This is a genomic window from Micromonospora sp. CA-269861 (genome assembly GCF_050948505.1).
GTDB lineage: Bacteria > Actinomycetota > Actinomycetes > Mycobacteriales > Micromonosporaceae > Micromonospora.
Genome location: NZ_CP192014.1, coordinates 4,719,025 through 4,740,552, shown reverse-complemented (window position 1 = coordinate 4,740,552; position 21,528 = coordinate 4,719,025). Strand labels below are relative to the sequence as shown.

15 protein-coding genes and 1 pseudogene are annotated in these 21,528 nt (G+C 69.5%); 12 read left to right on the top strand and 4 right to left on the bottom strand.

The window, feature by feature from the left end:
* Nucleotides 1-613: 613 nt before the first annotated feature.
* On the top strand, nt 614-1,519 hold the full coding sequence (locus ACQP0U_RS21620) for a hypothetical protein (protein ID WP_433309956.1): 906 nt from the start codon (nt 614-616) through the stop codon (nt 1,517-1,519).
* A gap of 162 nt (nt 1,520-1,681) precedes the next feature.
* Here the strand turns inward: ACQP0U_RS21620 and ACQP0U_RS21615 are convergent.
* From ACQP0U_RS21615 to ACQP0U_RS21605, 3 genes and pseudogenes are all read right to left on the bottom strand, one after another.
* Nucleotides 1,682-1,964 (bottom strand): annotated as a pseudogene (locus tag ACQP0U_RS21615) (hypothetical protein); the annotation flags it as partial.
* A gap of 47 nt (nt 1,965-2,011) precedes the next feature.
* A complete protein-coding gene (locus ACQP0U_RS21610; RefSeq protein WP_433309953.1) occupies nt 2,012-4,402 on the bottom strand; it encodes a pentapeptide repeat-containing protein in 2,391 nt (796 codons plus the stop codon).
* Entirely contained in the window at nt 4,399-6,012 is a 1,614-nt protein-coding gene (locus ACQP0U_RS21605) for an NERD domain-containing protein (RefSeq protein ID WP_433309950.1), read from the bottom strand. The genes ACQP0U_RS21610 and ACQP0U_RS21605 overlap by 4 nt, the downstream gene beginning before the upstream one ends.
* 260 nt (nt 6,013-6,272) lie before the next feature.
* Here ACQP0U_RS21605 and ACQP0U_RS21600 point away from each other — a divergent pair, with 260 nt between their 5' ends.
* The 6 genes from ACQP0U_RS21600 to ACQP0U_RS21575 all read left to right on the top strand — a co-directional run bounded on the left by ACQP0U_RS21600 (nt 6,273) and on the right by ACQP0U_RS21575 (nt 13,438).
* Nucleotides 6,273-7,730 carry an NYN domain-containing protein gene (locus ACQP0U_RS21600; RefSeq protein WP_433309947.1) on the top strand — a complete coding sequence of 486 codons (1,458 nt, stop codon included), beginning with the start codon at nt 6,273-6,275 and terminating at the stop codon, nt 7,728-7,730.
* Nucleotides 7,731-7,738: 8 nt separating this feature from the next.
* A complete protein-coding gene (locus tag ACQP0U_RS21595) occupies nt 7,739-8,488 on the top strand; it encodes a hypothetical protein (protein WP_433309945.1) in 750 nt (249 codons plus the stop codon).
* Nucleotides 8,489-9,145: 657 nt separating this feature from the next.
* Nucleotides 9,146-10,693, top strand: coding sequence for a chitinase (locus tag ACQP0U_RS21590; RefSeq protein WP_433309943.1), 1,548 nt, complete (start codon nt 9,146-9,148; stop codon nt 10,691-10,693).
* A gap of 225 nt (nt 10,694-10,918) precedes the next feature.
* Entirely contained in the window at nt 10,919-11,602 is a 684-nt protein-coding gene (locus tag ACQP0U_RS21585; protein WP_433309940.1) for a hypothetical protein, read from the top strand.
* Nucleotides 11,603-11,615: 13 nt separating this feature from the next.
* A complete protein-coding gene (locus ACQP0U_RS21580) occupies nt 11,616-11,870 on the top strand; it encodes a hypothetical protein (RefSeq protein ID WP_433309938.1) in 255 nt (84 codons plus the stop codon).
* Nucleotides 11,871-12,226: 356 nt separating this feature from the next.
* On the top strand, nt 12,227-13,438 hold the full coding sequence (locus tag ACQP0U_RS21575) for a hypothetical protein (RefSeq protein WP_433309936.1): 1,212 nt from the start codon (nt 12,227-12,229) through the stop codon (nt 13,436-13,438).
* Between the two features lie 360 nt (nt 13,439-13,798).
* Here the strand turns inward: ACQP0U_RS21575 and ACQP0U_RS21570 are convergent, their stop codons facing one another.
* Nucleotides 13,799-14,239 carry a hypothetical protein gene (locus ACQP0U_RS21570; RefSeq protein ID WP_433309933.1) on the bottom strand — a complete coding sequence of 147 codons (441 nt, stop codon included), beginning with the start codon at nt 14,237-14,239 and terminating at the stop codon, nt 13,799-13,801.
* Between the two features lie 301 nt (nt 14,240-14,540).
* Between ACQP0U_RS21570 and ACQP0U_RS21565 the strand changes: the two genes are divergently transcribed.
* From ACQP0U_RS21565 to ACQP0U_RS21545, 5 genes are all read left to right on the top strand, one after another.
* Nucleotides 14,541-15,071, top strand: coding sequence for a SigE family RNA polymerase sigma factor (locus tag ACQP0U_RS21565; protein ID WP_433309931.1), 531 nt, complete (start codon nt 14,541-14,543; stop codon nt 15,069-15,071).
* Nucleotides 15,072-15,103: 32 nt separating this feature from the next.
* Nucleotides 15,104-16,324: a hypothetical protein gene (locus tag ACQP0U_RS21560; RefSeq protein ID WP_433309928.1), complete on the top strand. Its 1,221-nt coding sequence runs from the start codon at nt 15,104-15,106 to the stop codon at nt 16,322-16,324.
* Nucleotides 16,325-16,383: 59 nt separating this feature from the next.
* A complete protein-coding gene (locus tag ACQP0U_RS21555) occupies nt 16,384-16,584 on the top strand; it encodes a hypothetical protein (RefSeq protein ID WP_433309926.1) in 201 nt (66 codons plus the stop codon).
* Between the two features lie 246 nt (nt 16,585-16,830).
* The gene (locus ACQP0U_RS21550; RefSeq protein ID WP_433309923.1) at nt 16,831-17,826 is read left to right on the top strand and encodes a hypothetical protein; all 996 of its coding nucleotides are present in this window, start codon (nt 16,831-16,833) and stop codon (nt 17,824-17,826) included.
* 4 nt (nt 17,827-17,830) lie between these two features.
* On the top strand, nt 17,831-21,514 hold the full coding sequence (locus ACQP0U_RS21545) for a CHAT domain-containing protein (protein WP_433309921.1): 3,684 nt from the start codon (nt 17,831-17,833) through the stop codon (nt 21,512-21,514).
* The last annotated feature ends 14 nt before the right edge of the window (nt 21,515-21,528 follow it).

Sequence of the window (21,528 nt, the reverse complement as noted above, 5' to 3'; positions counted from 1 at the left end):
GTCCTGCGTCGTAGTCGATGGTGGAGTTGGGCAGGGCGGGCGGTTATCGCCGTGGTCATGGCCGCCCTTATGTATCCGCTGTCGCGGGTCTGCGGTGAGCTCTGCGAAGGCAGCTCCGGGCACTGCCGACGCCCTCGGTGTCGCGCCGACGATGTCCCCAGGGCGATCACATCGGCTGCTTGCAGGACCCGACGGCGGTCGACGCCCGGCTGCGCAAGGTGTTCACGGAGGACCGGGACCCTTCTGAAGATCACGATTGCGCCCCGATCGTGAACCGGGGCCTGACCGGCCGTTGACGGTCCAGTGGATCTTCCGCTCTGCTGTGCGCGGGCAGGTCGCCCGGATCGGAGACACCATTATGGAATCCACGGCACCGGGACCGGTACCCGTTACGCCGCCGGGACGGCGCCGACTACGGAAGTGGTTGGCGGCCGCTCTGGTCGGGGTGCTGACCGGCGGGGCCGCCGGGGTGACGGTCTGGCGAACCAGCGCTACCCGGTCACCAGCACTGGCCAAGGTCGCCGCCCCGGTAACAGCCCGGGAACTCCTCGCCGGACTGCCCGACCGGTTGCTGCCGCCGGCCACCCCGACTGCCCTGCCCAACGATCGGGCCGTGGGACGGGGAGCCCTGCTCTATCAGATCAACGACCCCGATGCCCTCGACATGAGCGGCGCGTTGCCCCGGTGGCCGATGTACCTGGTGACCGCTTCCGGTGAACAATTCAGCGTCGGGCTGGCAGGCATCGTGGGGGCCAGTCAGGCACTATCGCCGGACGGGCGGTGGTTCGCCCAGCGCCGAGACGAGCAATGGTGGATCCGTGACCTGACCGGGACCACGGAACGGGCTGTCCCGCCGGGGTACGAGTTGCGTCAGTGGTCGACCGACGGGCAATCGTTGCTGCTGGGGCAACCCTCCGGTGCTGATGAGGCGTACTCAGCGATCACCCTGCCCGGCGGGGAGGTGCGCCTACTGGCGTTACGCGGGACGCCAGGTCGCCGTACGCTGGCATTCCTCGATGGGCGTGAGCTCGTCACCGCAGAGGTCAAGGTCGGTTTGAACGCGCGACCGCGCCGCCAGCTCACCATCGCGATTCAGGACGTCAACGGCGGTAGTGCCCGCTCGGTGTCGCTGGCCACGACCCATCAGGTCGGCCCCGGAGATATCCGCAACGCGTTCGCCCCACTCGTACGCGGTGGCGGCGATCCGCCGACGGCGTGGGCTTTGGTAACCCCGCAGGAGGAACTCCCGTCAGGCAAGCCGGCGAGGAAGCCGACGGTGCCCCCAATGACGTTGGTAGGGGTCGATTTGCGCTCCGGTCGATCGGCCGGCCGGATCGACCTCGTGGTGCTCCGGGGTGGCAGGGCTGAGACTTTCCTAGGTCTCGCCGGTACCGAGGTCATCCTGCAAGACTTGGCAGTGGGTGCGGGTGAGCTGGTCGCCGTCAATCCGGTCACCGGCCAGCGTCGGGTGCTGACATCGCTGCCCCACCGTACGCGGGTGATCCTTCCCGGCGACTAAGGGCCAGAGAGTGAGCCAGTGGGCGCGGCCGGTGCTGGAGCGCTGTCACGAACAGCCCGACGCGGTCATCGGCACGCCGATGCCCACCGCGACCTGCGTAGGGGACGACTCTGGAGATCGTAGAGGCGGTGCCGAGGTGCCCGGATTCCTGGTGAAGGCGCCCTACACCGCCGCCGGGCTCAAGGGTTTGCGCGCGGCGGGCGGGACGCGGCGCGCCGAGGTGATCCGGGCGTTGCTGGGAACTCCTACTTCCCAGCCGTCCGGGAACTTGACCGGCACGTTTAGGTGCACCCGCTCCTTCGACGGATGCGCATTCAGCAGCTCAGCGATCCCCGTCCGTCACGACGCACACGCGCCGGTGGCAGGACGCGAGTACACAGAGCCGCCACGACTCCAGGTTGATCGCGGTCGCGTCCCGCCCGCCCGATGGCGGGTCCGGCACGAGCCATCCGGAGGATGCTGCGAGCGGTGAGCATGACAGCGGATGGCCGCTCAATCGAAGGTCGCTGAGGTCAGGTTCTCCTGAACGACGTGCGAACATCCCTCCACCCGGCAGGTGTCCTCCAAGAGCGACCGGATGGCCGGGGTCACTCGGAGGTTCTGGGCGAACCCCACCATGTCCGCATAGAGCTGGCTGTGCGTGCGCTCATACCGGCGGCGCTTGGGAATGGCGGTGAGGAAGCGGGCTCGCACCGCACCGCTGAGCACGGAAGCCGGATCGACGATGCGCCGTCCGGACAGCAGGCCCTTCTCGTCGAGCGAGTCACGACGATAGTGGCCGTCCGGCCGGACGAACTTCAGGAACAGGAACCGCAGTTGAAGGGCGGTGGGGCAGGGGCCGACAAAGGGGTGCTCCCGGCGCCCGTCCGCCCCGAGCAACGTGACGAAGTCCGCGACGTCCTCGATGGCGGTTCGCGAGTCGATCTCCACGGAGACAAAGCCGGTGAGATGCCCGAAGTCGGCCTCGGCGAGGGTGGGCAGGCAGGCGTCGAATCGGGTGCCGTGCAACGTCGCGTCGGACAGGTCGCAGCCGGTCATGACGCAGCTGTTGAAGCGGGTCGACTCCAGATTCGCGCCGCGGAAGCTGACGCCGGCCAGCGACAGACCCGAGAAGGTAAGCCCGGAAAGGTCCTGGCGTTCCAGCGGAGCGTGGATCAGCAGCCGGGCGCAGTCGGGAAGGCCGAGGAGCACCTGGAGGATGTTCCGAAAGGCGGTCGGGGTTGCGGTGGCGCTGGACAGTCGGGTGAGCAGTTCCTCGCCGGCGGCGAGTTCCCTGATTCGGGCGCAGAGCACCCGGAGGGCGAAGGAATCGGGCGGGAAGGGGCGACAATCCAACAGTTGCGCAAAGCGCACCGGATTGACGGCGAAATACTGGGCGGCGCGGATTCCGATCTGGTGCTCGAAGATCACATCTTGAGCGAAGCGCACCCGCTGTCGCTCGGAGGCGGCACGGAAGACCGGCAGGCGGCAGATGGCGGCGGTGCACCGTTCACGCTCGGGATCGGACAGGTCCGAGGGAAGCACGAACTCGGCGAGCTGGCCGATTTCGTCGATCGGCACGCCGCGATTGTCGTTCTCCAGCTCGACGACCGCGACGTGACTGATGACGTCGAGCAGGTCATGCCGGGAGACGACGTTCTCCTGCAACTGCTCCTTCTTGTACTCGCGGTCCATGATCGCGTCGACGGCGTCGTGGACCAGGTCCATCTCGGAGTAGTCGTTCGGTATCCCGTCTGTCTTGCCCTCGGCGACGCGCTCGGCGAGCAGTTCGGCGTAGTACGGGGTGCCGCAGAGCTTCATCAGCTGCGGCTTCGCCTCGAGGATCGAAAGCAGCTCGCGGTCCTTGTCCTGAAGACGAATGCGCGCGAAGGTCGTGATCGACTCGGGTCGCCACGGGAGCAGGCGGAACTCCTCGACGTACTCGTGGGCCACCGCGAGGAAGTCCCGCAGCGCCTGGTTGGAGCTGAGCAGCGAATCACGGACACAGAGCAGGATGCGCGGGGTCGTCGGGTTGTCCGGTCGGGCGACGATCTCGTGGATGTACTCGAAGAAGCCGGGGTCTTGGGCGATGACCTCGTCCAGTCCGTCCAGCAGCCAGCTCGCGAACCCCCGTGTGAGCATCCACTGGAAGGTCGGCTGCTTGACCGGCCGCGCGATCTCGGTCTGCAGCAGGGCGTCGACCATGGGGCCCAGTGCGGGCGCACTCGCCAGGGCGGCATAGTCCGGCAGGAGTGGCAGCGGCCGATATGCCCGCCGTAGCTGTTTCTTTGCCTTCTGGAAGTTCGTGTACAGCGTTGCGAACAGCGACTCGAACAGGACGCTCTTGCCGTAACCCGCTGGCGCAGTCACCAGCACGATCGGGCGGTCCCAGTCGGCGGTGCCGTCGAAGCGGCGAGCAAGCTCAGCCAGCAGATCACTGCCCACTACTCCGGTTCCCACCGCCTCGAAGGGTTGGGGAGTGCGCCGGCGCGCCTCCATCTCTCCGTCGCGGCGTAGCTGCTGCGCGGCCGTTCCCGCCAGGACCGACACAGATGTGTCGTCCCATTTGAACCGGGCATCGAAGAACTGAATCGGAACCCGGATGTCGACGTTGTACTCGTGCTTGGCGAGTCTCCGGAAATCCGTCGACAGCCCCTGGGTGGACTCGACCAGCAGGAACTTCGCCCCGGGAGTGCGTGCCTCCTCCGCGAAGCGTTGGAGGAGGGTCGCCTCGCTTCGACGCAGGTCCTCGGCGTCCGGGGCGGCCCGGCACCACACCGTCATGTGCTCACTGTTGTCCGCATATGCCGCGCGCCTCGCTCGGACGACTTCGCCCCGCAATTCCCCGGGAACCGACCAGCCTTCCGACTCGAGGAAAGTCACAGCCTCGTCGTACAGCGTCATGAACCGTCCTCCATCAGGAATCGAAAGGGCTCCCAGCGGTCCGGCTGGGCGACGACGTGGAGGTAGGCGCAGGCCCGGCTGACCGCGATGTAGCTGGTCGTCCAGTCCTCCTGGCCGTCGTCCGCATAGACCACGGCCGGCGCCTCGCAGCCGTGAAACTGCCGCACGGTGCAGACGGCCAGTTCGTCGCCGCGGAGCCCACTCGTCGTCCGCACGCCCCGATCTGCCAGCGTCCGGCGGATCGCGGCATGGTTCGCCTGCGTCGACGTGACCACCACCAGTTGGGAGGCCGGCAGGTCCTTCAGGATCTCGAGGACGGCATCCGCGCACGCCGAGGGCAGGTCCGCGGAGCCGTCGCTGAACCGTGGCTTCCGCCCGGCCGGACCGGTGACGGGCGTGTGCGCTCCCGAGATTCGCGCGACGAGCTTCGCGATCGGCAGGACGTTGCGACAGTTCTCGGTCAACCAGAACTCGTTGAACGATCCGTCGGGACGTGGGCGCCAGGTTCCGGAAGAGTCGCGCTGGTACGGGTCGGCGAACAGCACCACCGAACCGTCGGGGCGGACGAGTTCGCGTAGGGCGTCCAGGAGATCCTCGTCATGGCTCTGCGCCTCGTCGACGATGAGGCAGTCCAGCGGATTGCCGTACGCCTCGGCGAGGCCCAGCACGGTGACCCAGAGCTGCTCGCCCTCGTAGGCGCGCAGGCGATCGGAGCCGTAGAGGTCGCACAGCACGTCCTCCGGGTCGCCGGAGCTCACGCCTTCCACCCGCAACCTGCGTCGGATCTCCAGGCGCAGGTTGCGCTGCTGTCCGATCACCGCGACCCGCAAGCCCTTGCCAGCCAACTCGCGCGCCCGCTCCTGCGCGAGGACTGTCTTGCCCGTGCCGGCCGCGCCGAGAACCAGTGACGCCCGCTTCCTGGACGTGCCCTCCAACACCTCGAGTTGGCGACTCGTCAGGCGGATCTGGCGCTGGGTCAGGCGGGCGAGGTCGTCGGACGCCAGATCGACGTCGTAGCGGAGGGTGCGGGCGACGACCGCAGTCGGCGCGAGCGCCGCCAAGGCCTTTTCGAAGTCCGACTGGCTGGCCCAGCCATGCTGGTCCCAGTGCGCCATGACGCGTTCCACGAGCATCGGCGCGTGCTCCAACGCCGCAGCGCTCAGCACGATCGTGTCCGGCGCGTGCGGACCGAGATTGCCCGACGGCCGGCCGTCGGCGAAGACGACGCAGTGCCCGGCCGGCACGTGCCGGATGCCGGCGGTATCGCGTAGCCACCCGGCCAGGGCGTACTTGTTTCGCACGGCCTGATCGAACGGGTCGACGTTCAGCGGCACATCGCCGCCGCGGCGCTGGGCGAACCACTGCCGGCCGGCGACCCGGTAGGAACCGTCCTTGACCTCCATGATCAGTAGACCGCGTCCGGGGTGGAGCAGGACGAAGTCCGTTTCGCCCATCCGCCACCTCCGCCGGCCGGGGTCGAAGTACGCGAGGCTGTGCAGCACGAACCACGAGTCGTTGAGCGACCGGAGCTTGTCGAAGACGGCCCGCTCCCCGCGTGTGGCGTTCGCTCGCAGGTTCTTCGGATAGAAGCGCGCCAAGTCCGCCTCCACAACACGGGCCGTGCGACGACTGGGGTGATGGCCCAACAATCCACATTGTCCGCTCGCTCACGAGCCGTCGCGCTCCACCGGAGTTGCGGTCTTCCTTGGACGATCAGTCATCTGGAGGTCACGCACAGCAAACCGAACGCCCCGACGACCTCGCACATGTGATGAACTTCGTGGCCGAACGGATGAACAGGCAGCGTGGGGACATGGAGGCAGAATTCGGAAGACAATCGCGCCTCGATGAGCTCACGGAGGAGCCGCAGATGGCCGTCGGAAACAAGGGTGTCCTGCTCGTCGACTGGGACAACCTGGCCGGCGCGATCATCGGCCGCGGCCACGTGGTGGAGCGAGGCATCGTCGATGCCCTCTGGAGCGACGCGACGACCCGGTGCGGCGGCCACCTGCAGTACAAGCACATGGCGGCGGCGAAGTTCGACGGGAGCATCTCGACGGCGATGACGGAGCACCTCATCGACGACGAGGTAGTGGGCAGCACCAAGGAGCAGGCCGACATCCATCTGACCGTGCTGGCGATGGACTACCTCTACCAGGACTGCGGCCAGTTCGTCCTGGTCACCGGCGACCAGGATTTCATCCCGCTGATCCGTCGCCTGCTGCGTGACGGCTGCCGGGTGACGGTCGTGTACGGCGACAAGGACCGGCTCTCCTCCCAGTTCCGCGGCATTCTCACCCTGCCCGGGCTGGACTCCATCTGCATCGATGACATCTACACCCTGAAGAAGCCTCCGCCGGTCACCTGCCGGGCGCTGCTCGGCCTGCTCGAACTGCAGCGTCGCGGCATCATCCTCGGCGGCAAGGAGCAGGCCGACCGCACCGCGACCCTGGCCCGCTGGGGCATCCTGGAGAACGAGGACGAGAGCCGGTACTGGGCGCTCATCGAGTCGCTCGGTCACAAGGTCGTCCGTACCGACGCCGCAGTGCGGGCCAAGGAGCAGTTCCTGCCCCGCAACGCCACCCGCACCTACCTCGACGTCGGCTCCGGCCGGTTCGGCGACATCATGGCCATCGACTACGTGGTCCGGCGGCTCGCCGCCCGACCCAAGGGCCTGACGGTCACGGAACTGCGCACCGGCCCCCTGCAGGCGGACAACGGCGACCGGCTGCTGCGCGTGCTCGACGCGCTGACCGCGGTGCAGCTGGTGCGCAAGGGCGCGGACGACGCGTACGCGGTGACTGTGGACGATCTCGGCCTCGGATACCTGGAACCGCTGTGGCGGGTCCACGCCGGCCTGACCATGGAGTGCTTCCGGACGCAGAGCCGGACCATCCCGTTCCGGCGCCTGCCGGGGCTGCTCAGCGCGACCGGTGTCGGGCAGGGGCAGGAGAAGTTCGCCGCCGGCCTGATCAACAAGGTCATGAAGTACGCGAGCGCGGTAGGCGTCGTGGATGCCGTCGCGGTCGGCGGCGCCCGCCACGCACTGGCCACCAACTCACCGTTCGCCCGTCCGATCGAGGACGCCTATCACGAGCTCTACCGCGCCTTCGTCGGGCGGGCTCCGAGCCCGATACCGGAGAGCGAGATCCTCGAGTTCATGGCGGTCAAGGACCGGACGCGGGCCGAGCCGGTGTTCGGTTACGACCCTCGCGACCGGCACCGAATCCTGCGCGTCCTGGCACAGTCCCGGGTCATCAGCTGGCGGAGCGAGAAGGTCACGATCCCCCAGACCCGATGGGGCGACGCCGGTTCCTCCTTCGCCTAGGAACTCCCGTGCCACAACGGACGAAAACCCTGCTGCGCGGTGCCGCCAGGTACGGGCTGGCGCTCGCCGGGGCGGTGGCGGTCTGCGCCGCCGCCACGGCCCTCGTGGTGGCCTTCACCTGGCGGGCCCAGCGGGCGGGCGCGGTCGCCGGCTCCTTCTCCGCCATCGCGTCCACCATCGGCGTGCTGGCCGCGATCTACCTCTCCCGGCAGGCGTTGTCCCGGACCGACCGGCAACTCACGGAAACCCGCCGGTCCCTGGTGCTGAGCAGATATCCGCTCCTGCTGCCGGTCCACCAGTCAGTCGCGTTCCCGGACTCCGGCGGGATGCTGGCCCAGCACCCACCCGCCCAGGAGCGCTTCGCGCTGACCTCCGCGCCCGCCCCGGCGTACGCGTTCCTCGCGATCGCGAAGGACAGGTTCCTCGTCCCGGTGGAGAACGTCGGTGAGGGGCCGGCGCTGCGCGTCCGAGGGACGTTGTGGTGCTCGGACGGGCGCAACGGCCCGGTCGACGGCGTCCCAGCCCTGGGCGCAGGCCGGACCGGCGTGATGGTGGCCGTGATCCGCGCTGACGGACGGCCGCTGCCGGAGGAACTCCGCTCGATGACGTCTCAGGACGCCGGGTCGAGCATTGCCTACTGGCTTGATCTCGAATACGCCGACGTCTTCGCGAACCCACGCCGGACGACCGCGCTCTTTGACCCGCGAGGGCTCGGCGCCTGGCACTACGTGCAGGGACACGAGCCCGGAACGCTCTGACCGTGCTCGGGACGATCGGCGAAGATCCTGGGAAAAGTGAAAGCCCCAGCGCGAAGGCTGGGGCCGGGTATTGAGACAGATCGAACGATGACTACATTTCAGCTCATCATCGCCAGCCACCATCTCCCCTATGAGTAGAGGCTACGGACACGCTCCGCGAGCGTCAACTCGGCCACCCGTCCGTGTCGGCGTTCCGATCAGCTCACTGAGACCCGCGACTTGACGGTCGCCGCCGTGCATCCGGCCATCGCACGCCCCCACCTGACAGCTCCCCCGGTTCGTCCGGGTCCGACCGGGCCGTCACCGGGCCGGCTGCCGCTCCCTGGGTAGCAGGCGCGGCGAGGTGGTCGAGCATCGTGTGGTCCGCACCGCCTTGACCCTCCAACTCTGCGCCGACCCCGGCTGAGCGGACGGACGTCACACCGATCCTGGCTGCTGCCGCGAAGCGTCGCGCCGAGCGTGCCTGGATGGCGTCCGGGAGCTGAGGTAGCCCAGCGCAGAGTGGCAGCGCTGGTGGTTGAAGGAGGCTGTCCGCCGGAAGGCGTCGCGGCGGGCGTTGGCTTCGCTGGTGCCCACCCCTGGACATCTTCAGTTAACAAACCTAATAATTAGGTCCCCGTCGATACCCCTCGGTGGGGCACCCCTCGGGAGGACCGGATGGCGCGCAGATTCCGAACACCGTTCCTGGCTGCCCTGGCGGCCCTGGTCTCGGCCGCTGCGGCGACCCTGAGCTTCGCTTATCCAGCCCTGGCCGCCGGCCCGACAGCAGTTTTCACCAAGACCTCCGACTGGGGTGCCGGCTGGGAGGGGCGCTACACCATCACCAACGGCGGGTCGAGCGCGATCACCGGCTGGCAGGTTGCCTTCACCCTGCCGTCGGGCACCACCCTCGGTTCGTACTGGGACGCCACGGTCAGCAGCGTCGGGCAGCGCCACACCTTCACCAACCGTTCGTGGAACGGCACCCTGGCCCCTGGTGCGTCGGCGTCGTTCGGTTTCCTGGCCACCGGCTCGGGCTCTCCCTTCGACTGCACGCTCAACGGCGCGGCGTGCGCCGGTGGCGCACCCCCCACCACGGCACCCCCCACGACACCGCCGCCGACCACCACGCCGCCCACCACGCCGCCCACCACCACGCCGCCGACGACCCCGCCACCCACCAGTCCGCCGAACACCGGGCTGCCGAAGCACGCCCTGATCGGCTACCTGCACGCCAGCTTCGCCAACGGCGCCGGGTACCTGCGGATGGCCGACGTGCCCGACGACTGGGACATCGTCAACCTCGCCTTCGGCGAACCCACCTCCGTCACCTCCGGCGACATCCGTTTTCAACTCTGCCCGGTTGCCGAGTGTCCCAATGTGGAGACCGAGGCTCAGTTCACCGCGGCGATCCGCGCCAAGCAGCAGCAGGGCAAAAAGGTGCTGCTGTCCATCGGCGGTCAGAACGGGCAGGTGCAACTCACCACAACCGCCGCCCGTGACATGTTCGTCCGCTCGGTGTCGGCGATCATCGACCGGTACGGCCTCAACGGCCTGGACATCGACTTCGAGGGCCACTCCCTCTACCTCAACACCGGCGACACCGACTTCCGCAACCCGACCACCCCGGTCGTGGTGAACCTGATCTCCGCGATCCGCGAGCTCAAGCAGCGCTACGGAACCGGCTTCGTGCTCACGATGGCCCCGGAGACGTTCTTCGTGCAGCTCGGCTACCAGTTCTACGGCTCAGGCCCGTGGGGTGGCCAGGATCCCAGGGCCGGGTCATACCTGCCGGTGATCCACGCGCTGCGTGACATCCTTACCGTCCTGCACGTCCAGGACTACAATTCCGGCCCCATCGTCGGGCTCGACGGTCAGTACCACACGATGGGCGGCGCCGACTTTCACATCGCGATGACGGACATGCTGCTGGCCGGCTTCCCCGTCGCCGGGAACGCCACCGCGGTCTTCCCCGCACTGCGCGAGGACCAGGTCGCGTTCGGCGCGCCCTCCTCCACCAGCGCCGGCAACGGCTACCTCGCCCCGGCCGGCGTGCAACAAGCGGTGACCTGCCTCGTCCGAGGTCAAAATTGCGGCGGATACACCCCCCGCAGTGGCACCAACCCCAACTTCCGAGGCCTCATGACCTGGTCGATCAACTGGGACCGCTACTACTCCTGGGAATTCCGGCTCAACCACGGCCCGTTCCTCAAGACGCTGCCCTGACTACGAGCTGGCTGGACCAGCCGACGCCGCCGCCTGCCGGCGGCCCGAATGAGCATCGCGGTCTGGTCCGGTCCATCCGGACCGGGCCGCGACCTGCCCCCATCACTGCGCCGCACCGCACACTGACCTGAGACTGCGGCCTCGAGTGGCGACTGTGGTGAGTCAAGTCCTGAGCCGCGTAACACGCAACGGCCACCCGGAGATGGTCTCCCGTACTGTTCCCGCGTGCCCGACGTAGCGAATCCCCTGCGCCTTCGCTGGGCGGTCCTGGGGCCGCCCCTTGCGACGGTCCTGATGCTTGGCGTCGTCGTTGTGGTCGGCGCGGCGAGGATGAGTGATCCGGAGCTGTTGATGCGTCCGGCGGTGCTGGCTCTGGGCGGCCCGCTGGTGTTGTTGTGGTGGCAGGTGGTGGTCCGTCCGCGGCATCGCTGGTGGGCGCTCGGTGCCGCTGTCGCGGTGACGATCGTTGCTTACCTGCTGCTGTACCGGCTGGTCCTTAGCGGGCTGCCGTTCCCCTGGGACGGCGTGGTCAGCTTCGCGGTCGCCGGCTGGCTGGGAGCCTTCGCTTACGTCGCCGTCACTCAGCGACCCATGACGCCGATGTCTGTCGGCATGGCCGCCGAGGGCAGCATTATCATGCCGGGCGAGGTGTACGAGGAGCGGTTCGGCTTCACCCGCCGTGACCTGCTGCTGAAGCCGACAAGCGCGGCTTTCGTCGTCGTCGGTGTCGGGCTTGTCCGCTACGAACCTGTTGCCGGTTTGGGTGCCATCGTGTTTGGCGGCGCGTTCCTGCTGCTGCGACTGGTCAGCGCGCTGAGCGGCCGTGTGGCGCTGCGCGTCGACGCGGCTGGGATCACTCTGGGTCAAACGCCGCCCTGGCCGTCCTCGCACGGTGGTGCCGTGGTCTGACATTGAGGCTGTCGTGCTGTGGACGCAACAGGCCAGCCCGACCACTGTCCCGTACGTCGGCCTGCGACGGCGACCGGGTCTGCCGCCGCTGCCGGGCTCGGCGCGCTCGCGCGGCCTGCGACGGATGAACCAGGCGCTCGTCCCGCACGTGCCACCGGCCGTCGTCGCCGACAGCCGGCCGGCGACCCTCTGGCACCTGCACCGCTCGAGCGTCGAGGCAGCGGTCCGCCATTTCGCACCCACGGTGGAAATCGTCAACGCGAGCTGACGTCCGCGCAGGTCAGAGCGAGTCAAGCGTCCTGTTGCACCGCGGCGTGCTCCGCAGTTCTGGAGAGCGGTCGACCATGCTCTATGTCGCCTGGAAGGAAGTGTGCGCCGGTCAGGGCGGTAGGCAGCCATTGGGTGCCCCGACCCTGCAACTGGGAGCAGATTCGGTGCAGGTTGGCGAAGAGGTCTCTGCGCCCGAAGCGCTCACCGGCACCGGACCGGGACGAGGGGCGTTGACCTGCGGTAATGGAGGTCGAGCGGTGCGGTGTGGCCTCCCAGTAGAGGTCGAAGTGGTCAGGGTCGATTGCCGATAGTGTTCCCAACCACACTGTCCGCGTCTACTGAAAGGGTGCTGCCATGAGCTCTGGTCGTCGGCGGCTGTTGCGAACTGTTGCCGCCGCGCTGTTCCTCCTCGCCGGGTTGGCTGTCCTCGCCGCCCCCGCCGAGGCGGCGAAGAAAGGTCCAGACCTCGCGGTCGACGCGTCCGGGACACGGATCGCGCTGGGGGTCGAGAGGAAGGTTGTCTATCTGAAGATCAGCAACCTGGGGGACGAGACCCCGAGCGACGTCGTCGTCTATGTCCGTCAGCCACCGCAGGGCCCTGACCCCATGCCGGTCTCTCTGCTGTGGCATTCCGGGGGTGGTGTGGGGGAGTGCGACGGTGATTTCGGCGGGTTCTACTGCCGACTGTCGCCGGAGTTGATTCCGGGGCCGGGCGAAACCGTCGACGTTCCCATCGACGCGCTCGTCTACGGGACGACGCCCTACGAGGGCAGGTTCGAAGCGTCAGTCGACATCCGGCCGGACGAGGACGCGAATCCGGCCGACAACACCAAATTGTTCCCGCTGACGCTGGTCGACGAGCCCAAGGCGGACCTCTCGTTGGTCGCTCGAGACGTGCAGCAGTCCGTGCGGATCGGTGCCGACGGCATGCCGACGTCCACCGGGACGCTGCAGCCGGGCGAGACGGGCGCCGTGTGGCACACCGTCGCCAACCAGGGCCGGAGAACGGTCAGCGGAGTGCGGGTCACGCTGCGTCTGCCCAAGGGTGTGACCTTCACCAGGCAGCCGGAACAGTGTGTGCTCGCCGACGCCCGGCGATCGGCCGTCTGCACCTACCAGCGCCTCACACTCGTTCCGGCCGCCGAGGACACCGACCCGAACGACACGATCTACTCGGCGGTCGAGCTGTGCAACCTGGTGACGACTGCGTCAGCCGCCAGCGCGCCGGCGACGTTGCGGGGCGGCACCGTGCGGGTGGAGGGCCTCGCCGAGCAGTCGCCGACCAACCGCTCCACGCCTGCGCGAACCGACCTGCCCGCGAACGCCGTTGCCGTACGGATGGCCGACGTGGACCCCGGTGACAATCGGGACGGGTTCGCCGTGGTGCTGGCCGCGAAGGGTGGCGGTGGCGGTGACGGCGGGTTGCCGGTCACCGGACCGCAGGCCGGCTTGGTCGGCGGGATCGGCATGACGGCATTGGCGGCCGGAGGCGTCTTGATCCTCGCTGCCCGGCGTCGCCGGATGATCCTGGTGCCGCCCGAGGACGCCGGGTCCACCCGTAGCTGAGACGCCAGGCAACCGTGCCGCCTCCGCGATTTCCACGAAGGCGGCACGGTTGCCGGTGTTCGACGTATTCCTTCACGCCGATGTTGTCGATCGGAGGTGCGCTGAGCAGCCATCGGACGGGCCACACCGTGGTTGCCAGCGCCAGCAGTGTCGTGCCGCCGAGCACCGCCACCCAACCGGGCACGGGCCTGCGTACACCTCAGTCACGGGCATCCGCGGACGGGATCGACGTGGCATCGAGTCGCGCCGCAGCTGGTTGGTCGCGGGACATGCGCGGCTACGGGCAGTCCGGCAAGGCGCAGATCCTCGCCGATCACTCGCAGCAGTCCAAGCGGGTGGTTGCCGCGGACGCGGGGTCTGTCAGCGGCGGCCGGCCGACAGGGCGACGAGGTACTGTCCGCCGCCCACGTCGACGCTGGCGGTCACCGGCAGTCCGGGTGCCAGCCGGGAGAAACGGTCGACCAGCCAGTCCGCTGCCTCCTGGGCGTCCTTCCTGCTCGGGCAGCGAGCGACCAGCTCGCGGCCACCCTTGCGTTCGAGTCGCTCGGCGACGGCGATCAGTGGCGCGGGCTCCACCACGTGCAGACGATCCGGCCAGGCGATGACCACCTTGACCGCGCCCTTGCGGGTGTTGCAGGCACGGTGTGCGAGTCGCTCGGCGACCTTGGCCTTCTTGTCGGCGGTACGACTGTCGACGCTGGGACCACGCGGGTCGTTCACCGACATGTCGGCGTCGACCGGCTCGTCGCACACCCAGCATCGCCAACTGTCCCGCCTCGCGACGTCATCGAGCAGACTCATCCGAGCAAACTAACCTGTCACCGCTCTGGCCAACGACAGCCCCGTGCGCGGCGAGCACCGCCAATCCGCGCGCAAGCAGGACTGGACTCCGGTGCCGGACTTCGCGCCTCGCCGCGTACCGGCTGGACCTGGCGGTACGGCTCGACCCGCGCCGTGGCCTGCGAGATCCCAACAGGTCGTTGCTTCTCCGGTCGGCTTCGGCAGCGGAGAGCGCACGTCCGATCGGGAAGATTTCGGCAGTGTCTGACAACCGAAGCCTGATGCGGCGCCGATAGGAGTGACGTCGGAGAAAGGGGATTCGTTGTCGGCAGAAGAGGACGAAGAATATGTCGAGTACGTCTCGGTGGCACTGACTCGGTTGCGGCGTTCCGCGTACCTACTGTGCGGCGACGCGCATCGTGCCGACGACATCGTGCAGTCCGCCCTGGTGACTGTCTATCTGCGCTGGTCGAAGATCAGAACGGTGGAGAACCTCGACGGGTACGTGCACCGCATCCTGGTGCGTCGCTACCTGGACGAGGCGCGCCGATCCTGGGCGAAGGTGCTGTTGTCGTGGCGGACGCTCGACCTGCCGTCGCCGGCGGGACCGAGCGTCGAGGATGCCGATGCCGTGCGCTCGGCACTCGCGGCGTTGAGTCGAGGTCAGCGCAGTGTGCTGGTCCTGCGCTTCTTCTGCGACATGTCAGTGCAGGAGACCGCGGTGGCGATGGGCTGCTCCACCGGCAGCGTCAAGAGCCAGACATCCCGTGGGCTCGCCACGATGCGTCGCCTTCTCAGCGAGCAGTGGCCTGGAATTGATCAGAGTCGTCTTCAGGAAGCGGGGCGTGCGTAATGAATGGTGACGAAGACCGTGACGCTGAGGTAGTGCGCGTCCTTCTGTCCTCGGTAGCGCCACCGCCGGGCCGAGCCGGGGCGGACGGCCTGCTCGCCGTTGGCCGGCGGGCCCGCCGCCGGCGACGGTCCGCGGCGGTCGCGGGGGTTCTCGCGCTCAGCCTCGCGAGTGTCGCCGGGATGAGTGCGTTCGGCCAGAGCCGGAACGGCAGCGGTAACGGCAGCGCGGGCCTGGCCCCGGCTGCGGCCCGGGAACTGGCTCGTCCCCCCTGCACGGTGGCGCCGGTGGACCTGCCACCATCGGCGACATCGGCGAACGTCAACGCCGGCTCACCCAGCGGCCGCTTCCTGGCGGGCTTCTCCTCGGTCGGGAACGGGCTGGCCACTCCGGTGCGCTGGGACGGCACGCGGGCCCAGGCCATCTTGGTCAACGGGCCCGCCGAGGCCAAGGGTGTCAACGACAGCGGGGTCACGGTGGGCAGCGGCCAGGGCGCGAGTGGCCGCTCGATCGCCTGGGCGTACGTCAGTGGGAAGGTGATCACACTGCCGATCCCACCGGGCTACACGAGCGCGGAGGCGACGGGGATCAACGCTCTCGGGGAGGTGGCCGGGGTGCTGTTCGACGGCGCGAGAACGGCGGCGGCCCGGTGGCGCGACACGACCGCGAACGCTCAGGTGGACGTCCTTCCCGCTCCGGGTCGGGCGATGGGGTTCGGCATCTCGGACAGCGGGGTAGTGGTCGGCGGGCTGGACGACGACAAGGGTGGCTCGGCCTACCTGTGGGACGCGCAAGGACTGGGCAGCCGCCCGATCGCTCCGGACGGGTTCTTCAGTCCGCGCGTCAGCGGTGCTCAGGGTGAATGGGCGTACGGCGTGCTCAGCCGGAGGACTGCCAAGTCCGCGCTGCCGAGCGTGACTCCACGCCGGGGCGGCCGGGTCGAGCCCGCGCCGAACCCCGCCGGTCAGACGACGGACAGCCAGACGGTGGCCGTGGCGTGGGACCTCCGGGCGGGCCGGGCGACGACGGTGTCGGGGGGCGACATCGGGGCCGTCAGCTCCAGCGGCGAGATCGTGATCAATCATGACGACCTGACCGCTTCGCTGCGCTCTGCGGACGGTACGTCCCGTAAGCTGCCTCGTCTCCCCGGTGCGGACAACACGTATGCCAGTGCCGTCAGCGCGGGCGGTACGCAGGTCGCCGGCGCAAGCGGGGGCAGGCCGGTGCGGTGGCAGTGCCCGGCAGGTGGTCGGTAGAGACCCAGGCAGGACCAGCCGAAACAGCGTTCTGACGGTGGCGGTTCCGATCCACGCGGATGGGAACCGCCACCGGCGCTGCCGCGATCGTGTACGGCCTCGCGCACACCGCTCGCTCCGATGACCACCACCCGGCGCGACCGTCACGCCCTGATCCGCTCGGCGACCCGTACGGCCAGGGTCTGGAGCTGTTCTGCGGAGAGCGGCGGCTCCGGCTGCGCGGCAACGGCCTGCTCGTCGACCCCCAACCAGGTTGCTGACGCTCGCGTCCACACGGCCGTACGGCGCGGTCGGCGCCGCCGCCCACACAGGGCGGGTCTGGCGATTAGTTCACCCGCAGGGGACCTCACGCGTTGCGATCGCGCGTTAACGTAGCGGGGTCAAATGGTTGGGGGCGATTCATGGCCGTGCGGGATCTTGTGCGACGGGTGCTTGCGCGGCAGGCAGAGGGCATCGTCGCTCGGCCAGTGCCCACCCTGGATGGTCCCGCCGAGACTGTGCCGTTCGTGGCTGATGAGGTCTACCTGGTGATCCGGGTGAGCCAGTTGTGGCTGGCCAATGAGCGGGAACTGTGGCGGGAGTACTTACCGTTCGGCGCTGTGGTGACCGAGTTCCTGCGCGGTGGCAACAGGATTGCCGTGCCGCACCTGCTCGGATCGGCTGAGCTGAGCCGGCGGCTGAAGGTGACCGGCGAGCGGGACGCGGTGGAGATCTCGAACCTGCGGGTGGCCGGGCCGGTGCCCTATGAGGGCGACGACGTGAGTCTGCTGCTGGCGTTGTTCAGGGCTAAGACGTCGGACATGCTGGAGCGCTCGCTGAGTCTGATCGAGAGCGTAGGAACCGCCATCGGTTTCGCGGGGCTGGCGGGTTCCACCAAGATCGCCAGAGCGCTGATCGACGGCATCGAGTCGTTTGTGGTCTCCTCGGCGGTGGAGTTGCGCGTCGGCGCGTACCACTCCTGGTCCGCCCCCAGCGGCCCAGGCGGCGAAGCCAGCGGCCCGACGGAGCTGGCGTCCACCCACTTCATGATCATCCGTCGGCCTGCGGGCGGGCCTACCCCGGCGGAACTGGCCTCGCTGCGGGTGGTCGGTGGCAGGCTCTGCCGGGTGGCTGCCGACGGTGCTGCCGTCCCCTATACGGAGCACGACTTCATCGTGGTCCGGGTCGAGGCGATCCGGCACCGCGACGACTACCGTCAGCTGCCGTTCTTCCAGCTCTGGCAACGGACCCGCCAGCACCTCGCGGACGGCGACCTGGAGGCGGCCCAGGTGCTGTGGCGGCAGACCGCCGGGGCGCTCTGCACCGACGAGCTGATACGCCCGCAGCAGGAGACGCTCTTCGCGGAATACCAGCGCCAATACGTCGCGCTGGTGGAGCGCGCTTCCTCCATGGCCGCCGGCGTGCGCGGCGACGGACACACCCGCGACGACGAGTCAGACCGGGACGGCGCGGCGGATTTCGAGGACGACCCGGCGACCCTTTTGCGCCGCCTGGGGAGTTGACGCTATGCCGCTCTTCCGCCGCCGCCGATCCGGCTCCGCCCAGCCCGCCGACAGGAGCGGACCCGCAGGCGGGGCCGAGAGCGGGGACGAGGTCACCGAGGAAATCCTGATGGCCGTCGCCAACTGGGCACATGGGCTCATCAACGCCGGTCAGCTGGCGGAGGCGGACCGCGCGCTTCGCGCCATGGTCGACCACGCGTGGGCCCTCTCGCCCAGCTCTGCCAGCTTTCTGGTCTTCCGGCTGCTCGGCCAGTGCGCACGGGTCGCCGGCCAACTCGACGACGCCCGCCGGGCCTACGCGTCGGCCTTCGAAGTGGCGACCGCGATGCCGGACAGCGACCAGGAGCGTGCCCTGGACCTGCGGGTCGCGGCGATCACCGGAATGGCCGCCGTGGAGATCGCCGATGAGCACCTTGATCAGGCCGCCAAACTCTTCGGCATAGCCACCCAGCTGGCCGAGATGGTGACCGACAAGACCGGGCTGGTCTCGGTCCTCTCCGGGCATGCCGAGGTGCTGCACCGGCAGGGCAAGGACGGCGCCGAGGAACTCTACCGGCGAGCGCTCGACCAGCCGGGCGTGGACGGGCCCCGGCGCGGCATCCTGCTGGACAACGCCGCACGGGAGCTGTTACGGCAGGGCCGACGGGACGAGGCGATCGAGGCGGCCGCGGAGGCGGTGCGACTGCTGGCCGACTCGCCGGCGCGGTACGACGCCTACAAGGCGATGATCAACCTGGCGACGCTGCGCCGTTTAGTAGACCCTGCCTCGGCCGGTGAGGCGTTCACCGCGGCGCACGACCTTATCCACGACCTGCACTCCCGCGTGGACGCCTCGCACTACACGACCGGCTTCCGGGCCCGCGTGCAGCGCATCGAGTCGGCCACCCGGGAGCGCGCGGGCGACGATCTGCTGGGCCTGGCCCACCCGGCTTTCCGGGAGATGATCGCCAATCTGGCCGATCCGCGGATGCGACGGGATCTCGCGGTCGGCACGCCCGCCTTCTTCGCGCAGCGGGCGAGTGAGGAGGGCCAGCGGCACTTGCTGGAGCACCGTTACGGCGAGGCGGAGCGGTCGCTGCGCACGGCCGAGGAGCTCTGGACGCATCTCGGCGCCTCACACGCGCTGCCGGCGGTCTGGTCGGCGCTCGGCCTGCTCTACACGACGGTCGGCCGCTACGACGAGGCGCTGGCGCTGCTGGAGCGGGCCCGGCGCACAGCGCACGAGATCGGTGACGCCCGCGCAGAGTTCACCGCGCTGACGAATCTCTGCACCCTGCTCACCCGCGATCCGACCCGCACCGAACTGAACCCGCTGGAGCTGGTGGCACAGGCCCGGGCGCTTGCTGACTTCCTGACCGCGCGGATCCCCGGCGAGACCACCGGCGACCTGGGCATCCTGGACTCCATCGTGGCCGGGCTGGCCCGCGACCACGGCGCGACGGCGCTCGCCGACCGCTACCTGCTGGCCTCGATCGACGCGGCCCAGCGCGCACACGACCGGCACGGCGGAGTGCTGCCCTTTGCGGGCCTGGATCGGCTGGCGCTGCGGCTCGGCACACTTGTGTGGGAATGGTCGCGATCGGGCCGGGCGGCGCAGGCCGCGCCCTTCCGCGAGCGACTGGTGGCGCTGCGCCGCGAGGCGACGGACGCCGCAGTGCGTTATCCAGCGGACGTGGCGTCGGGCCTCGCCGCGCTGGCCGCCGGTGAGCGCACCGATCAGACGTTGCGGGTGCTACGCGATGCCTGTGACGACCATGACAACCTGCGTCGGGGCATCGCCGACCTGAGCGACGCGGCGGGCTTCGGCACGATCTTCGTACCACCATTCGTCGAGGCGGCGGGCCTGGCGCTTGAGCTGGGCCGGGTTGAGGAGGCCTTCGCGCTGCTGGAGCGCGCGAAGTCGCGGGCGTTGCTGGAGGCACTGCGCGACCGCGAGACCGGTGCCGACCCGGCGGACCCGCTGGTGGCCCGCGAGGCCGCCCTCTGGGCCGAGCTACGCCGGTTGCGCGCGTCGGGCATGGACGAGGGCCCCAGGCCCGCCGAGGTCGAGGAGCGCCGGCAGTTGTTGGCCCGCAGAATGGCGGCCTCCGAGGAGCAGCACAGGGTACGCAGCGAGCTGCTCGATCTGTGGGGACAGCTCTCCGCGACCCACCCGGCGATGCGTGCTCACCGGATGGCTGAGCCGATCACGGCCGAGGAGGCGGCCCCGCTGCTGACGGTCGCGGACGACGCGGTCCTGGTGGAGTACCTCACCAGCACAGGAGGCGTATGGGCGTTCACGCTGAGCGGCACCGGCCTCACGGCCCGACAGCTACTGGGCCCGGACCTTCCCGGCGCCCCGGCCGCCTCCGACGTCGAGCACTGGCAGAACCTGCTCGAAACCGCCGACGGTGACACGATGCGTCGGCTGGTCGAGCACCCGGTGCACGCGGTGCTGACCGCCCCCATCGCCGAGGTGCCGCCGGGCCGGGCCGTCTATGTGGTGCCGCACGGCTCCCTGCACCTGGCCCCTCTGCACCTGCTCCCGCCAGGCGGTGACGCCGCCTTTACCGAGGGTGCCGCCTCGGCTGGCGACGTCGCCCAGTCCGGCGGCGCAGAGATCAGGGTTAGGCCCGGGACGTACCTCTTGCCGAGCGCGTCAGTGCTGCGGGCGCCCCGACCGAGCGCGGCACGTACCAGCCCTGTCGACGATGAGCCCGACGCGCGCACCGCTGGGACGGGTGGCGAAGTCGTGGGCGGCGTCCTCGTGGCCGGCGATCCCCTCGGTGACCTGCCCTATGCGCGATCCGAGTGCGCCTATGTTGCTGACCGGCTCGGCGGCACGGCCCGGACCGGCGCGGCCGTGACGTCGGCCTGGCTCGCCGACGCGCTCGCCGGCCCTCAGCGCCCCCGCCTGGTACACCTGGCCTGCCACGCAGTCTTCGACCGGCGGCGCCCGGGGCGCAGCGGTCTGGTGCTGGCCGCTGCCTCGACAACACCCGGAGCGGCGAACCGGGGCGACGGCGCGCAGCCGAACTGGCCGCTCGACGAGGACCGGCGACGCGGTGACCCGCTGGGCCCGGGGCTCACCGGTCTCCAGCAGGGGGCGGCCGCTGGTGAGGTGGGCACCGAACTCGTGAGCCTGGCCCGGCTGGCGCAGTGGAACTGGGACGGCATGGTGGTCGTGCTCAGCGCCTGCGACAGCGGACGGCATCAGGTGCGTGACGGGGACGAGCTGGTCGGGATGGGACGGACCCTACTGGCGGCCGGCGCCCGCGCTCTGATCACGGCGATCCGGCCGGTCCCCGACCTGGCCACGGCGCTGCTCATGGGCTGGTTCTACGACGGGGTTGACCCGAATGGTCGGCTCGGGCCGGAGCAGGTCGGCACGGCCCTCGGCCGGGCCCAGCGGCGACTTCGCGAGGCCACTGCGGCCGATCTGATCACACGCGGCGTCCAGCTGGTGGCCGCAGGGGGCGACCACGCCCTGCTGGGCTGCCGCACGATCGCGGTGGCGCACCGGGCAGCAGGCGACATCGAGGCGTTCGTGACCTGGCAGCGCCACCTCGGCGGGCTCGTCAAGGGCCAGCCGCTGCCCGCAGGTGCCGCTACCCAGCAGGTGTCCACGGGTGCTCGGACGTACCGTACGGTTCGTCCGTTCGCCGGGCTCGCCGACTGGGCCTCGTTCACCGTCTACGGCGCGCCTTAGTGATGGGCACACCC